This window comes from Paenibacillus sp. UNC496MF, assembly GCF_900113915.1.
In the GTDB taxonomy this organism is placed as follows: domain Bacteria; phylum Bacillota; class Bacilli; order Paenibacillales; family Paenibacillaceae; genus Paenibacillus_Z; species Paenibacillus_Z artemisiicola.
Map to the genome: position 1 here is coordinate 64,434 of NZ_FORE01000023.1, position 14,848 is coordinate 79,281.

A 14,848-nucleotide genomic window follows, 5' to 3' on the forward strand; every position below is an offset into this window, starting at 1 on the left:
GGTGAGACTTAAGCGGCAGGCAGGCTTAAGCGGCATTCTTAAGCGGGCAGGCCCGCCTGCCGCAGCGCCTCGCTCAGCGCCGCGAATTCGGCCAGCGACAACGTCTCGCCGCGCCGGCTCGGGTCGATCCCGCAGCTCTCCAGCAGCGGCGCGATCCGTTCGCGGTTCGCCTTTCCGACGAACGCGGTCAGGTTGTTCGCGATCGTCTTGCGGCGCTGCGCGAAGCAGGCCTGCACGGTCCGGAAGAAGAACGCCTCGTCTTCGACCTCGACCGCCGGCTTGTCCCGCAGCGACAGCTTGATGACCGCGGAGTCGACGTTCGGCTGCGGAATGAACACGGTGTGCGGGACGATGCAGACGAGCTCCGGCACGCAATAATACTGGACGGCCACGCTGAGGCTGCCATACTCCTTGCCGCCCGGCTTGGCGGCCATTCGCTCCGCGACTTCCTTCTGGATCATGACGACGATATGCTCGAGCGGCAGCTTCTCTTCGAGCAGCTTCATCAGAATCGGCGTGGTGACGTAATACGGCAAATTCGCGACGACGCTGACGCCGGAGAGGCCCGCGAACTGCCGCTCCATCAGCGCGCGCAGGTCGAGCTTCAGCACGTCCCCGTGCTCGACGTGGACGTTCGGCGTCTCCGCCAGCACGTCGCGCAAAATCGGGATGAGCCGGTTGTCGATCTCGACGGCCGTCACGCGGCCCGCTTCGTGCGCCAGCTGCTGCGTCAGCGCGCCGATGCCCGGGCCGATCTCGAGCGCGCCCTTCGTCTCGTCCAGCTCCGCCGCGCCGACGATCTTGCGCAAAATATTTTGATCGATCAGGAAGTTCTGACCGAGGCTCTTCTTGAACGTAAAGCCGTATTTGGCGATGATGTCCTTCGTCCGTCTGGGCGAACCGACGTCCTGGACCGTTCTCGTGCCTTCTGTCATGACGATTCTCCTTCGCTCTCCATCGCCTGCAGCGCGCGCAGGAATTCGTCGCGCGTGATCCGGAACGTGGAGCATCGTTTATAGAACTGCTTGCCGTTGGCATAGCCGATGCCGAGCAGATTGCCCATCTTCAGCCGCCGCTCGGACGCTTGCGGGTGAACGAGCAGCCCCGCCTGCATGAGATCCTCCATCGTCACTTCCGCCAGCCCGCCTTCGCCGTCGGCCGCTTCCGTTCGCAGATTGGCCAGCGCGTGGCGGATTGCCTCGGGCGACGCGTTCTCGACGCCGATGTCGCCTTTGTACAGCGCCTGCTCCTGCGGCAGGAACGCATGCTTGCAGCCCGGCACGCGCCGCGCGACGATTTTGCGGATCCGCTCGCCCGCGTGGTCGGGATCCGTGAAGATGATCACGCCGCGGCGCTGCTGCGCGAGCTCGATGCGGCGGAGCACCGCCTCGCCGATGGCGGAACCGCCGGTCTCGATCGTCTCGGCCTCGACGGCCCGCTTGACGGCGACCGAGTCGTCCTTGCCTTCGACGACGATGATTTCCTTAATCATGGAAGCTCCATTCCTTCCCGTTAGACAAACAATAAAAAGAAGAGGCGTCGCCTCTTCTTATCATGGCATATTTAATCATGAATTACGATATGAATCAAGTAGATGGCTTTCCGATAAACGAACGGGGATGACCGGGTTTCTTACAGAGACTCCGGCTTTTTCGGTCCCAGCACGTAGACCGTGTAGCCCCGTTTCAGGCCGAACCGGTCGGCGTACGACTCGCTGTCGAAATACACGTCGATCTTATTGCCTTTGACGGCGCTGCCCGTGTCTTCCGCGCGGCGGAAGCCGATGCCCTCGATGTAGACCCACCAGCCGATCGGAATGACCTTCGGATCGACCGCGATCGTGCGGCCTTCCTGGACGCGCGTACCCGAAGCGGTGATGCCGTATTCCGGATGGCCTTTGCCTTTGCCCGTCGAAGCCACGCCCGCCGAATACGCCGTCAGCGTGAAGTTCCGCATGACCTTCTTGGCGTTGAACGTGACGCCCCGCTTCGTGTAGCTCGATGCCCCGGCGCTGGCCGACAGCATCGTCACCTTCGGTTCGGGCTTCATCGTTCCGATGGAGACGACTTTATCGACCGCCGGCTGCGGCGTCATTTTCTCGACGAGCGTCTGCGACACCGCCACGCCGTCCGCGAATACCGTCTCGTAGCGTTTGACCACTTTACCCTGCTGGCCTTGCCGGACAAGCTTCTGCTTCCCGACCGCGAGCTTCGGATCGTTCTTCTTCACGACCGTGAACGGAACGTCGTACGAAGTCTCGGAATATTTCTTGTCGATCCGGGTGACCGTGATGGTCATGTTCGGTTGGAGCGCAGCCCCGGACGAAGGATACACCTTGTCTAGGCCGCGAACCTCTATATCAGCCTGATCGATCGCCGCTTGTACCGTTTTCTCTGTCGTGTACAACGTTCTTGCTTTGCCGTCTGCCTTCACCGTAAGCGGGATGGCCCGATCGATCACGATCCGGTCGCCGTCGCTTATGCCGCCGTCCAGCGGCATCGACACTTTATCGTGCGGGCCGATGGTGATGGCTTGTTCATCCAGTAGGCGTTGAAGGACCCATTGCTTCGTGGAGACAATGGTTTCTCGTCCGTTCAATACTACGGAGACATGCTTGTCAGCCGTTCCGTACAACAACACCAGAAACATGAAAGTCATAGCGATTGAGATCATGGCGCTCAGTACAATTAAACGCACATTCTCATGCTTCCATCGCAATGCGAAAGACATGCTGGATGATCGTTTCCCATGGGTGTCCTTTAACTGGAGTGCTCCCACTTCTTCGGTCCTCCTTACATAGCCCCGCCGCCTTTGTAAACATGATACTTAGACGCGACTATAGAGTATTGGCGTGCGAACGCACGCTTTTTTCGTACTCCGCCTCGGCCCCACCTCCACCATACACCCTATGTCGTCAGTTTACGCAATATTCAAACAAAAAAGAGAAGCCCGACGACAGAGGATCTGTTTCGTGGCTTCCCATTCGGATAAATGGCAGCGTGATGTTGCATGCACGAGGTTGATCTCTCTTATGTACGCTTGCGAGGTTAGCTGTCGGATTCGGGCGCGAGAGTCGCCCTATTCGCTTCGCGACGCCCGGTCATGCGCGTCCATCGGCGAAATTCACCCCTAGAGAATTCCGTTGCTTCCGCTGTTCGATTGCTACAAACAGTTTCAGGCAAGTGGTTCCCCCGCTCTCCGGTAGCCGGAGATTAAGCGATGATTTGGAAAAGGAATACAGCTTTTGTTGCTCTGAGATGAATCATACCGTCTACCGCCGCTCATTGTAAAGAACTGATTAATGACGATTTTCACGAATTTCAAGGAAAATTCCGAGCTATTCCAGCGATTCGCGGATGAAAAATCATTTTTTTCACCGGATTTCCCCCGAAATCTAACGCATCGTCACGTTTTCATCAGATTCCAAAACATCTCTTTGCGTTTTCGGTCGTGATTTTGGCGATTTCTTCCACAGATTTCCCTGAAATTTCCGCCATTGCATTTGCTACAAGACGGACGAAGGACGATTCATTCCGCTTCCCGCGATGGGGGTGCGGCGCCAAATACGGCGCGTCCGTTTCGATTAGCAACCGGTCGAGCGGCACCCTGGCCATGACCTCTTTCGGAACCCGCGCGTTCTGGAATGTAAGCGGTCCCCCGAAGGAGATATAGAAGTTCATGTCGAGGCACTGCTTCGCGGTTTCCCAGCTGCCGGAGTAGCAGTGCATGATCCCCCCGACCTCGCTTGCGCCTTCCTCGCGAAGAATCCGCACGACGTCTTCGTGCGCGTCGCGGTTGTGGATGACGATCGGCTTGCGCTTCTCCTTGGCGAGCGCGATCTGCTGGCGGAAGACGCGCTGCTGCACGTCTTTCGGCGACGTATCCCAATGGTAGTCGAGGCCGATCTCGCCGAGCGCCACGACCTTCGGATGCTCGAGCAGCGAGGCGATCCATTCGAGATCCGCCGGCGTCATGTCGATGCTGTCCACGGGGTGCCAACCGACGACCGCGTAGATGAACGGATAGCGCTCGGCCAGCGCCATGGTGGTCGGAATCGTCTCCCGGTTAAAGCCGATATTGACGAGCGTATGTACGCCGGCTTCAAGAGCCCGTTCGATGACCGCCTCGCGGTCTTCGTCGAATTTCGGCGAGTCCAAATGCGTATGCGTGTCGATTAACATCACGTCTTGCGCAACCCCTTTCTACATTAAACCAAATAATTCGCGTATGTTCGCGGACAAGCGGTGCGCTGATTCAAGCAGCGGCTCTTCCGGGTAATATAAATGGTACTTCCCTTGATGAATCCCCGTGATCGAACGGACGATATCGGATCGGCCGGAAATTTCCGAAAGCCGGTCGTCGCCCGACAGGAGCAAAATCGGCGGTTTTTCTTCATTGTCCGCCGGACCGGGCGAGCCGGGACGATACACATGGTAGGGCATGTCGTACGGAAAGTCAATTTCCAAGTGATAGTCGGGATTCAGCCCGATCGCGCGGAATTGCGCCCGAATGTCGTTCCACAGCTGCTCGTCGGGTCCGTCCATCGTCACGTACTTATATAATCTTCGATTCAAGAACCGACGGCATAGATCGGCGAGAATCGGATCCGTTTCGTGCGACCAGGCGGAGAACGCCGCCTGCACGAGCGCCTCGTCCAGCGCGAGGTAAGCTTCGATGCCGATGTTGCCGGAGATGAGCTTTTCGAGCGGCTCCATCATCCAACCGAACGTATACCCGCCCCCGTATAATTCCTTGGCTCTGCGAAATATTTGGCGGAGTATGATTTCCGAGCTTCGCGTAACCGGATGGAAATACACCTGCCAGTACATTTGATACCGGGACATGAGATAATCCTCGATCGCGTGCATGCCGCTTTCCTTGACGACGATCCGTCCTTGATGCGGCCGCAGGACGCGCAGGATCCGCTCCAAATCGAAAGTACCGTAGTTGACCCCCGTAAAATAAGCATCCCGCAGCAAGTAGTCCATCCGATCCGCATCCATTTGACTGGACACCAACGACACTACGATCGGCTCGTGATACGTTTTGCAGATGACGTCGGCCACCCGCTCCGGGTAAGACGGATCGAAGTCGCGGAGCACGCGGTTGATCTCCGTGTCCTCCCGAAGCATCCGGCAGGTCCACGCTTCATGATGGGTGTCGAATACGTCTTCGATGGAGTGGGAGAACGGACCGTGGCCGATGTCGTGCAGGAGCGCCGCGCAGAGGGCGACGAGCTTCTCTTCCTTCGGCCAGCCGGAATAGCCGCTGCGTTCGAATTGCGAGATGATTTTGCGGGTAATCTCATAGACGCCGAGAGAATGCGAAAATCGGCTGTGCTCCGCTCCGTGGAAGGTCAGGTACGAGGTGCCCAGCTGGCGGATGCGCCGCAAGCGTTGGAATTCCCGCGTGTTGATTAAGTTCCAAATCAAGGAATCTTGTACGTAAATGTACTTGTGTACCGGATCCTTGAAGACTTTTTCTTCGGGCAGACGTACTTGGGCTTGGTCGTTGCTCATTGTTTCGCTCACTCCCAACTGTTCGTAATTTCGACATATTTATCAATTTACATGTCGAATTATGTCATGACTCTATTTCCAATCTGACCGCCCTTGTTGTACTATATGAAGTATAACGGAATACATTAGTGACGTGAAATCGTCGTCATTACGGCACTTGCCGGACTCTCCGATCGGGTTGACTATTTTGGGAAACGTTGGTATTATTAAGACATTAAATGATAGAATTTTGTCGAATCGTGACGACATGATTGAATAGGAAAGGGAGCGACCAATATGATGAAATCCACAGGTATCGTTCGGAAAGTTGATGAGCTCGGGCGGGTTGTCATCCCGATCGAATTGCGCCGCACGCTCGGCATCGGAGAGAAGGACGCGTTGGAAATTTACGTGGACGGCGAACGGATCATGCTGAAGAAATACGAGCCGGCTTGCATCTTCTGCGGCAATGCGGAGAACGTGGCGTATTTCAAAGGCAAAATCGTCTGCAACGTTTGTTTGACGGAAATGCCAACTCCTGTTACAAAATAAGAGACAAATCGAAATTTATAGGTTATAATGGTATTATCCAATTTGTTAATTCTAACCTTTTTAATACTCCTTGATGCCTTCCTGCGCCAGAACCCGGCCAGGAAGGTCTTTTTTTGTTTTTAGCCCTATGGAATGAGCCTACTTTTTCATCACTTCATTATAGACGTCGCGCTTCTGCAGTCCCCGGTCCTGAGCCGCGCGTTTAATGGCCTCCTTGCGGTCGCCGCTCTCCGCCTCGTACCGGGCGACATGCTCCTCGAGACTCAGCGCCGTCCACCAGGCGCCTTCTTCCTCCCGGATCTGGGCCGCTTCCGATTCGCTCATCCCCTCGATGACGAGGCAATACTCGCCTAGCGGCGGGTGCTCCTCCAACCACGAGACACAATCCGTAATCGTACCGCGGGCTATCTCTTCGTGCCGCTTGGTCAACTCCCGGACCATCGCCATGCGGCGGTCGCCCCACTGCTCCAGCATGACGGGCAGCGTTTTGGCGATCCGATGCGGCGATTCATAGCAAATCAGCGTCTCTTCGTAACGCTGCAGCCGGGTCAGCCAGGCGACCAGCGGCTTGCGGTCCCGCGGCGGAAACCCCGCGAACAGAAACTTCTCCGTCGGCAGCCCCGAGACGACCAAGGCCGATAGCGCCGCGTTCGCACCCGGTATCGGCACGACCGCGATCCCCCGCTCCGCCGCGGCGGCGGCCAAGTCCGCGCCCGGGTCCGAGATCGCCGGCATCCCCGCGTCGCTGACGAGCGCGATCGACTGGCCGGTTTCCAAGAGCCGGATCAATTCCGGACCGCTGGCATCCTTATTATGTTCATGATAACTGACCAGCCGACCGTTGATTTCGAAGTGCGCGAGCAGCTTGCGGGTCTGCCGCGTATCTTCCGCGGCGATCAGGTCGACCTCCTTCAAGATGCGGATCGCCCGGAACGTCATGTCCTCGAGATTGCCGATCGGGGTTCCGACCAGATACAGCGTGCCGGTCGACGGGTCCTTCTCCGCGGGGTGAAAGCTCCGCTGTACGTTCATGGGCTTGTCTTCTCCTTCTGCGATGCCGCGGGCTCTGCCCGGTTGCCGTAATAGATCTGCATGATCTCTTCATTATATTGATGCTGCGCGTTATACACGATCAGCGGCGGGAGCATGCGCAGTTCGGGCTTGCCATCCCGGGTCGCTTCGATAAGCACCATGTTGGCTTCGGCCTCCGCGTTCGGATGGACGAACCGCATCCGTTTCGGCTCCAGCTTCCATTTGCGCATCGTTTCCAGGATCTCGACCAAGCGCGACGGCCGGTGCACCATGGCGATGCGCCCCCCGGCCCGTACCAGGCGCGCGCAAGCCGCCACGATATCGTCCAGCGTGCCGTTGCGTTCATGACGGGCCATCGCAACGTGCTCGTTCTCGTTCTGATCGCCGGTTCCGGCCGGCATGTACGGCGGATTGACCGTCACGACGTCGTAGATGCCGTGCCCCTGCCGCTTATGGAATTCGCGCAGATCGCCTTCAATGACCGTAATCCGGTCTTCCAGGCCGTTCGCCGCGATGCTCCGGCGCGCCATGTCCGCAAGCCGCGGCTGAATTTCGACCGCGTCGATCAGCGCCTTCGTCCGCGTCGTCAGCAGCAGCGGAATCACGCCGTTGCCGCTGCACAGGTCGAGGATCCTTCCGCGGGGCGGAACCGCCGCGAACCGGGCCAGCAGCACCGCGTCCATCGAGAAGCTGAACACCTCCCGGCTCTGAATGATATGCAACTGATGCGTCAGTAGATCGTCGAGCCTCTCGCCCGGCGCCAATACCACTTCTTTACCCACGTTCCCCTGCCCCTTACTTAAGTATCGGTAGATGCCGTTCTATGCAAACAAGACCCTGTGTCAGAGGGTCTTGTCGTTCAATCCTTATTCAAAAACGAAAGGCAGAACAAGCAGTCGCCCTCCGTGCGCAAATGCCCATAATACAAATTGCAAATATGAAAACCCTCATGGTACAACCGCGCCAAATTGTCGTATCCTTGCCCGACCGCAATAGGGTCTCCCGTCAATACGGGCGCTTCGTCCGGTTCGTCGCGCACCTCCTCTTCGTGAACGACGACCGGCTCCGGCTTCGGTTGCGGCGCATGGATGGCGGTCTCCCGCTTCAATACTTTGCGCAGCTGGCCGTTTTCTATGCTGAGCCGGTTATTCTCTTCAAGCAGCGCCTTGATCTTCTGTTTCATGGCGCCGAGTTCCGTATACAAGCTGCCCATGTGCGCTTCCAAGTTGCTGATCTCGTTAAAAATGTCTTTTTTCAAGTTTCCACCCCAAGGCGAAGCAGCTTCGGATTTCACAACGGCCGATCGGCCTTACTTGACGATCACGTCGTCAAGCGGCAATTCCTTCGGTTTGCCGCCTACGTCGAACAGTTGGACATAAACCGATTTGGAGCCAGCGTTGATTCCCGTAACTTTGCCTTCGCCGTAGGACGTGACGACGATTTTGCCGACGGCCGGCAGCTCCTCGCGAACGCTTTCGTAATTATCGTGCTCGTATTTCAAGCAGCACATCAACCGGCCGCATAGACCGGAAATTTTCGTCGGGTTGAGCGACAGGTTCTGGTCCTTCGCCATCTTGATCGATACCGGCTCGAAATCGCCGAGCCAGGTCGAGCAGCAAAGCACGCGGCCGCAAGGTCCGATGCCGCCGAGCATTTTCGCCTCGTCGCGGACGCCGATCTGACGAAGCTCGATCCGGGTACGGAACACGCTGGCCAAGTCTTTGACCAATTCGCGGAAATCGACGCGTCCTTCGGCCGTAAAGTAAAAGATGATCTTATTGCGGTCGAACGTAAACTCGACGTCGACCAGCTTCATCTTCAGCTGATGGTCGCGGATTTTCTCCAGGCACGTCGCGAACGCGTTGCGCGCGGCCGCTTTATTCTCTTCCACGACCTTGGCGTCGTTATCGCCGGCGATGCGGATGACCTTCTTCAGCGGCAGGACCACGTCCGACTCGCCGACCTGCTTCGGCCCGACCACGACTTTGCCGTACTCGATCCCTCTGGCCGTCTCGACGATGACGCACTGTTCTTTATCGATCCGGAACTCGACGGGATCGAAATAATAGATTTTGCCCGCTTTCTTGAAGCGGACACCAACGACGGTATACAAGTATTCACCCCTCCTGTACGCGGATCAGCAGCTGCTCGAGCGCCAATTGCGGCGATACGTGCGCGCGTATGCGTTTGCCCGCCTCCAGCGTGTGCTCCATGCACGCCACCCAGCCTTCCGCCGGACGTGCGTAGGCATGTTTGCCGATCCAATCTAGCTGATCTATAAAAACGAGCGATTCCTGTCTTCCGGCCTGGAAATGAATCATATCTTTATACCACAGCGCCAATAAGGACAAAAGAAGCTGCGGTTGCTCCACAAGCTCCGTCTTCATGATTTGCTGCAGGGACAGCATCGCGGCGGTGAACCGGTTCAGACTGTCCTTTCCCAATTGTATCACTACGTTTCTCATTTCTGCAAACCCATTCTGCTGGATAAGCGCCCGGCAGGCGTCTAGGCCCGAAGCCAGTTGAACGGCCGCCCGGGTCGGCAGCTGGGGATGCCCTTCGTCCGCGAGCGCCTGCAGCATATCCTGCGGCGCCAGCGGGACGAACGGCACGAGCTGCGTACGCGAACGAATGGTCGGCAGCATCGCTTGTCCGTTGTCGGTGAGGAGAATCGCCACGAGGGGCGACTGCGGCTCCTCCAGAAACTTCAGCAGGCTGTTGGCCGCTTGAAGCGTCATGGTTTCGGCCCGCTGCATGATGTACACTTTGCGGGACGCATGTATATTGCGATAAGCAAGCTCGCGCTGGAGCTCGCGGATTTGGTCGATTTTAATGGAGCTTCCGTCGGGCTCGACGAGGTGCAGATCGGGCTGATTGCCGTGCTCGAACTTTCGGCATTCCAGGCAATGGCCACAGGCGTCGTCGCCGCCCTGCTCGCAGAACAGCGCCTTCGCGAAAGCCATCGCCATCTTCAGCCGTCCGCTCCCCGGAGGACCGCTGAACAAGTAGGCATGCGACACTTTGCCGCTCGACAGCGCGTGCTGCAAGATCCGCTTTGCCCGAGGTTGCCCGGCAAGCTGTGCGATGCTCATGGGATCTGGTCCTTTCTATCGTAAGAACAACGAAGAATTCCGTTTAGAAAAACAAATTAATCAGCATACCGCGGATATCGCCGATCGATTGAAGCAGCTTCAGCCGCCCGTCCTCGCTCTCCAGCAGCTCCTCGCCCATGGTAACGAGCGACTGGTCGATTTCCTCGAGCAGCATGTAACGCTTCGTGCGGCCCCGCCTGTCGAAGCCGCGCGTTTCCTTCATCCCGACGCCCCGCCGAACGGTATCCTCGAGAAATTGCTTGACCATCTGGCGGTAGAGCTTGAGCTCCCTCACCGTCATCGAACGGGCCAGCCGCTCGCCTTGATTATGAATATCTTTCAGCTTCTCCTGCAGCTGCTCGATCGTCCGCTGCTCGTCCTGCACGTTCAGGACGTCGGCGAAGCTTTTGACCGCCGCCGGCTTCGCGCCCGTATCCGGACGCGAACGATCGGCGCCAAGCGGCCGCCACCCGGGATTGATTTTCATTGCCTCGTCACGCCCAATCAGAAATGTTCGAATCGTTCGACCGGAACGACAAAGACCGCCGCGCCGCCGACCTGCACTTCGACCGGGAACGGGATGTAAGAATCGGTGGTGCTGCCCATCGGAGATACGGGAGACACGAGCTGGTCGCGGACTTTACAGTTCGAACGGATCACGTTCAATACCTCATGCACCCGTTCGTCCTCGATCCCGATTATGAACGTCGTGTTGCCGGCGCGCAGGAAGCCGCCCGTACTGGCCAGCTTCGTCGCCCGGAAGCCATCGCGCACGAGCGCGTTCGACAGACGGTTGCTGTCTTTATCTTGAACAATCGCAATTACTAATTTCATCCTATTCCCTCCCAATAATGCTTGCCGATTTTATGCCATGCGGTACGTTATTGAAAGTATGACGCTCTATATAATTTGACACGGAATGAGCATAATCCTTCAAATTCGTGCATTTAGAATCGCGAGCACGTCGTTAAGCACCATTTCAGGCGCTTGCCCGGCATCGATGCGCACGATTCGATCCGGTTCGGCAGCCATCAGCCGCCTGTAGCCTTCTCTTACCGCTTCGTGGAACCCGAGGCCTTCCAGGTCGAGCCGGTTGATCTCCCGGCCTTCTCCCGCATGAATCCGGGCCAACCCGGCTTCGGGCGAAATATCGAGCCAAAACGTCAGCGCCGGCATATGCTCGCCGATCGCGAAGGCATTAATGGACCTCACTTCCTCGACGCCAAGTCCGCGCGCGTAGCCCTGATAGGCCAAGCTGCTGTCGATAAACCGATCGCAGACGACGATTTCGCCTCTGGCCAGCGCGGGCAAGACCTTCTCCACCAGATGCTGGCGTCTCGCGGCGGCATAGAGCAGCGCCTCCGTTCGCGCGTCCATCGCAGTGTTGGCTTTATCGAGCACCACGCCGCGGATTTGCTCGGCGATCGGAATGCCGCCGGGCTCCCGCGTGAATAGGACCTGCTTTCCGAGTCCTTGCAGCGATTTCGCCAGGCCGTCGATTAGCGTCGTTTTACCTGAGCCCTCCCCGCCTTCTATCGTCAAAAACAACCCATTTTCCACGAGCCTGCTCCTCTGTCTGTTAATACCCCTATCATAACAAAGCCAACCATAGCGCGTAAACGGCGCTACCGCTCCGCGACAACCGCGATCGTCCGCATCGTGGGATCCTCCGCGCCTTGGCATCTGGCCCCGTCCGCGACGAGCTGCTTGACGACGGCGACCGTCTCGGCCGTGATGCGTTCGCCCTCATAAATCAGCGGGATGCCGGGCGGATAAGGAATAACCGCCTCCGACGAGATCCGACCTTTCGCGTCATCCAGCGCGATGCGCTCCGTGTCGCTGCCGCGGCTACTCTTCCCGGCGCGTGCGAAGGTAACAGGCTCCGCGATGGTATGCCACTTGTTCGGAAACATTCGACTGCTCGATTGAAAGCGCGGCATAAGCCCTTCCTGCTCGGTTTCGACCGCAATTTCGCTTAGCGCCTGCTGCAGCCGCTCCACGTCGGACAGAGACGCGCCGATTCCGAACAACAGCACGACGTAACGAGAATCCGCCATCTCGGCATAGCAGCCATATGCCTCAAGACGCCGCTGCAGCTCGAATCCGGTCAAGGCGCCCGTTCGGTCAAAAATCGACATTCGAAGGGGATCCACTCTTACGGTATCCCGCCGGGGAGCTGCCAACTCATACCGGCGCTGCATCCCGATCCACGCTCGAACCGCTTCCGCGGCCGCCAAACCCCGATCGAACATCCCATTTCTATGGACGTCGATCATTGCCCGGGTAATATCAAGCGAAGCCATAATGGGATAGGAAGGACTGGAGCTCTGAATCATTCGGAGTGCCTCCAGCACCGCATCCCGATCGATTCGATCACCTTGTACGTGCAGCATGGCTCCCATCGTCAACGCCGTCAACGTCTTATGCGTGGATTGAACGACCGCGTCTGCGCCATCTTGCAAGGCCGAAGACGGGAAAGCCGGATGAAGTCCGTAATGAGCGCCATGGGCTTCGTCGACAAGCAGCATTTTGCCGTGCCGGTGAATAAGATCCGCATAAGGCTGCAGTGAAGCGCTGAGACCATAATAGCTCGGATTGGTGAGAAAGACGGCTTTCGATTCCGGATATCGCTGCAGCGCCAGCTCCACCTGCTCGAGCGAAGGGGTAAGATGAAGCTCGGTGCCCTCATCCGTCTCCGGCATTAGAAAGACCGCTCGCGCGCCCGCAAGCCGCAGCCCGTTCAGCACGGACTTATGGGCATTGCGCTGAACGAGAACCAACTCTTCCGGCCCGCAAACGGCAAGCAGCATGGCCAGATTGCCGGCCGTGCTGCCGCCCACGATGAAGTACGTCCGCTCGGCCCCGAATGTCGCCGCCGCCAAACGTTGAGCTTCCTCTATGACTCCGGAAGGAGCGTGCAAATCATCGGTTGGCGTCAGCTCCGTGACATCCAGCTCCATGACTCCGCGCAAGGCCTTCATGGCCCGAGCGGCTTCAATCGGCAACTCGTTTGCGTCGGGGAGCGACGCACCGTATTTATGCCCCGGCACATGATAACTGACCGGCCCGGAAGCCCGCAGCGCGGACAGCGTATCGAATAATGGCGCATGCCATCGTTTTTGCAAGTGAGGTTGCAATGGACGTTCCTCCGGTTCCTACAGGTTTATCCCTTCATCATAACGGATACCGGGCCTGACTTAAACCCTCGCCTTCCCCCGATAAAAAAGAATCCCAAACTCTCTCGATCGCGGCATGCATGCGAGAAAAATTCGGGATCAACGGGATGTACAGCCATATGCCTCAGGCATTGTTCTGGTACCAAATACGTCTCAGCTGATGAATGAAAAACGGATACTTCGCGTCCTGCACGTCGGTTTGAACCATTTCCGTTTCGCACGAATCGCAGATAAACCCGTCAATGATACGCATGCCTTCCCATTTCTCCATTCCGCAAATAATACAGGTCGTTGGTGTCCTTTCTTCCGACATTTCGTTTCACCTCGTCCAAAAAAATCATCATTGCTTCTAGTATGCCACAAAGTCTAGCAACCTATACGACTTTCATAGCTGAATTCAAATAGTAATACAGTTTATGTCGAAACGCCCAGATTGGTGAACGAAGGCTTGCACTTCTTTTGCGGAGGAAGTCTACATATTCCGGCGTCAAAATCCGATACATGGTGTAGATTATCGAAAGGCGTTGAAACGATGCGAGGAGCGCTTGCCGAGCAAGACAAGGCGACGATCTACCAATATCGACTCATCCAAAAGGTGTTCGTTCGCAACGAATTATATCGAAGCTACCTTTGCGCGATCTGCGTCTTAGCGCTCTTTCTTGTTCTTATGTACCGGCTCGACGGCGTCAAAGCGTTCGGAATCGGCATTCTATGCTCCCAGTTCATTCATTTCCTAATCATCCGCCTAACGTTAATCCGCGTCGATGAACCGGACTACCGGCGCTGGGGCTGGCGAGTACTCGGCATCTGGATCGGCTATATTCCGGTCGCTTATATCGAATACGGCCTCTTTCGCCGGCTGCACCGCCACCTTCTGTGGCTGGGGTTATGCACGATCGGCATTCTCTACCCGTGGGCGGACGAGGCGACAATGATTAGCTTAATCATGTGTCATCTTTGGTTTCTAGCTCCGCGCTTGGTCATCAGTCGCAAGCTTCGCAAGTCCAGACGAGACGGCGTACTCAAAATTACCGCCAATGAGGTCAGCTACTATCATCGTTGACGCGTTCCACGTGAAACAACGATGATGGGCGCCGGCTTCTTTTTTAGTTCACGCCGGCCTCTTTATCATTATCGATTAAAGACAACAAAAAACCGACTGCATAAGCAGTCGGTTCATCGTGCTTGGCAACGTCCTACTCTCCCAGGACCCTGCGGTCCAAGTACCATCGGCGCTGGAGGGCTTAACGGTCGTGTTCGGGATGGGTACGCGTGGTTCCCCTCCGCCATCGCCACCAAACGGGCGTCTTCCGCTAACGGAAACGCGATTCTTGCTCAGAGCTTGACACCCTGAAAACTGAATACGAACCTTTGCGAAGGTCTTGCTTAGCTGAAGCGATGTACCTTGGATAAGCCCTCGACCGATTAGTATTCGTCAGCTCCACGCATTGCTGCGCTTCCACCTCGAACCTATCTACCTCGTCGTCTTCAAGGGGTC

At 57.1% G+C, this 14,848-nt stretch carries 17 protein-coding genes, 2 rRNA genes and 1 riboswitch; of the genes, 2 read left to right on the forward strand and 17 right to left on the reverse strand.

All coding sequences use genetic code 11. The features are described 5' to 3' along the window. Positions 1-38 precede the first annotated feature (38 nt). The 5 genes from rsmA to BMZ79_RS32120 form a co-directional block, all read right to left on the reverse strand. Complete coding sequence (rsmA, locus tag BMZ79_RS32100; protein WP_090648926.1) at positions 39-935, reverse strand: 16S rRNA (adenine(1518)-N(6)/adenine(1519)-N(6))-dimethyltransferase RsmA; 897 nt, start codon at positions 933-935, stop codon at positions 39-41. Beyond that, on the reverse strand, positions 932-1,492 hold the full coding sequence (rnmV, locus tag BMZ79_RS32105; RefSeq protein ID WP_090648929.1) for a ribonuclease M5: 561 nt from the start codon (positions 1,490-1,492) through the stop codon (positions 932-934). The genes rsmA and rnmV overlap by 4 nt, the downstream gene beginning before the upstream one ends. 140 nt (positions 1,493-1,632) lie before the next feature. Beyond that, positions 1,633-2,649 carry a ubiquitin-like domain-containing protein gene (locus BMZ79_RS32110; RefSeq protein WP_371263832.1) on the reverse strand — a complete coding sequence of 339 codons (1,017 nt, stop codon included), beginning with the start codon at positions 2,647-2,649 and terminating at the stop codon, positions 1,633-1,635. A gap of 372 nt (positions 2,650-3,021) precedes the next feature. Further along, positions 3,022-3,229, reverse strand: a riboswitch (cyclic di-AMP (ydaO/yuaA leader). A 187-nt stretch (positions 3,230-3,416) separates the two neighbouring features. Then, a complete protein-coding gene (locus BMZ79_RS32115) occupies positions 3,417-4,181 on the reverse strand; it encodes a TatD family hydrolase (protein WP_090648934.1) in 765 nt (254 codons plus the stop codon). A 21-nt stretch (positions 4,182-4,202) separates the two neighbouring features. Continuing rightward, on the reverse strand, positions 4,203-5,519 hold the full coding sequence (locus BMZ79_RS32120) for an HD domain-containing protein (protein ID WP_090648937.1): 1,317 nt from the start codon (positions 5,517-5,519) through the stop codon (positions 4,203-4,205). A gap of 276 nt (positions 5,520-5,795) precedes the next feature. Between BMZ79_RS32120 and BMZ79_RS32125 the strand changes: the two genes are divergently transcribed. Then, positions 5,796-6,050: an AbrB/MazE/SpoVT family DNA-binding domain-containing protein gene (locus BMZ79_RS32125; protein ID WP_090648939.1), complete on the forward strand. Its 255-nt coding sequence runs from the start codon at positions 5,796-5,798 to the stop codon at positions 6,048-6,050. 138 nt (positions 6,051-6,188) lie between these two features. Here the strand turns inward: BMZ79_RS32125 and rsmI are convergent, their stop codons facing one another. From rsmI to BMZ79_RS32175, 10 genes are all read right to left on the reverse strand, one after another. After that, complete coding sequence (gene rsmI, locus BMZ79_RS32130; RefSeq protein WP_090648942.1) at positions 6,189-7,082, reverse strand: 16S rRNA (cytidine(1402)-2'-O)-methyltransferase; 894 nt, start codon at positions 7,080-7,082, stop codon at positions 6,189-6,191. Beyond that, positions 7,079-7,864: a tRNA1(Val) (adenine(37)-N6)-methyltransferase gene (locus BMZ79_RS32135; protein WP_256253295.1), complete on the reverse strand. Its 786-nt coding sequence runs from the start codon at positions 7,862-7,864 to the stop codon at positions 7,079-7,081. The genes rsmI and BMZ79_RS32135 overlap by 4 nt, the downstream gene beginning before the upstream one ends. 77 nt (positions 7,865-7,941) lie before the next feature. Next, the gene (locus BMZ79_RS32140) at positions 7,942-8,295 is read right to left on the reverse strand and encodes an initiation-control protein YabA (protein WP_090648981.1); all 354 of its coding nucleotides are present in this window, start codon (positions 8,293-8,295) and stop codon (positions 7,942-7,944) included. Between the two features lie 96 nt (positions 8,296-8,391). Continuing rightward, a complete protein-coding gene (locus tag BMZ79_RS32145) occupies positions 8,392-9,195 on the reverse strand; it encodes a PSP1 domain-containing protein (RefSeq protein WP_090648944.1) in 804 nt (267 codons plus the stop codon). A 4-nt stretch (positions 9,196-9,199) separates the two neighbouring features. After that, positions 9,200-10,174: a DNA polymerase III subunit delta' gene (gene holB / locus BMZ79_RS32150; protein WP_090648947.1), complete on the reverse strand. Its 975-nt coding sequence runs from the start codon at positions 10,172-10,174 to the stop codon at positions 9,200-9,202. Between the two features lie 43 nt (positions 10,175-10,217). Continuing rightward, on the reverse strand, positions 10,218-10,661 hold the full coding sequence (locus BMZ79_RS32155) for a YaaR family protein (RefSeq protein ID WP_090648949.1): 444 nt from the start codon (positions 10,659-10,661) through the stop codon (positions 10,218-10,220). Positions 10,662-10,678: 17 nt separating this feature from the next. Beyond that, positions 10,679-11,008, reverse strand: a complete 330-nt coding sequence (locus tag BMZ79_RS32160) for a cyclic-di-AMP receptor (protein ID WP_090648952.1) — start codon at positions 11,006-11,008, stop codon at positions 10,679-10,681. A gap of 99 nt (positions 11,009-11,107) precedes the next feature. Next, entirely contained in the window at positions 11,108-11,734 is a 627-nt protein-coding gene (gene tmk / locus BMZ79_RS32165) for a dTMP kinase (RefSeq protein ID WP_256253298.1), read from the reverse strand. Between the two features lie 65 nt (positions 11,735-11,799). Next, positions 11,800-13,311, reverse strand: coding sequence for an aminotransferase class I/II-fold pyridoxal phosphate-dependent enzyme (locus tag BMZ79_RS32170; protein WP_090648957.1), 1,512 nt, complete (start codon positions 13,309-13,311; stop codon positions 11,800-11,802). Positions 13,312-13,474: 163 nt separating this feature from the next. Continuing rightward, positions 13,475-13,663 (reverse strand): sigma factor G inhibitor Gin, encoded by a 189-nt coding sequence (locus BMZ79_RS32175; protein ID WP_090648959.1) that lies wholly within the window; start codon positions 13,661-13,663, stop codon positions 13,475-13,477. Between the two features lie 123 nt (positions 13,664-13,786). Here BMZ79_RS32175 and BMZ79_RS32180 point away from each other — a divergent pair, with 123 nt between their 5' ends. Continuing rightward, positions 13,787-14,413 carry a transposase gene (locus tag BMZ79_RS32180; RefSeq protein ID WP_256253301.1) on the forward strand — a complete coding sequence of 209 codons (627 nt, stop codon included), beginning with the start codon at positions 13,787-13,789 and terminating at the stop codon, positions 14,411-14,413. A gap of 120 nt (positions 14,414-14,533) precedes the next feature. Here BMZ79_RS32180 and rrf read toward each other — a convergent pair. Next, positions 14,534-14,650: ribosomal RNA gene (gene rrf, locus BMZ79_RS32185) — 5S ribosomal RNA — on the reverse strand. Between the two features lie 105 nt (positions 14,651-14,755). Continuing rightward, positions 14,756-14,848, reverse strand: a 23S ribosomal RNA gene (locus tag BMZ79_RS32190); the annotation flags it as partial.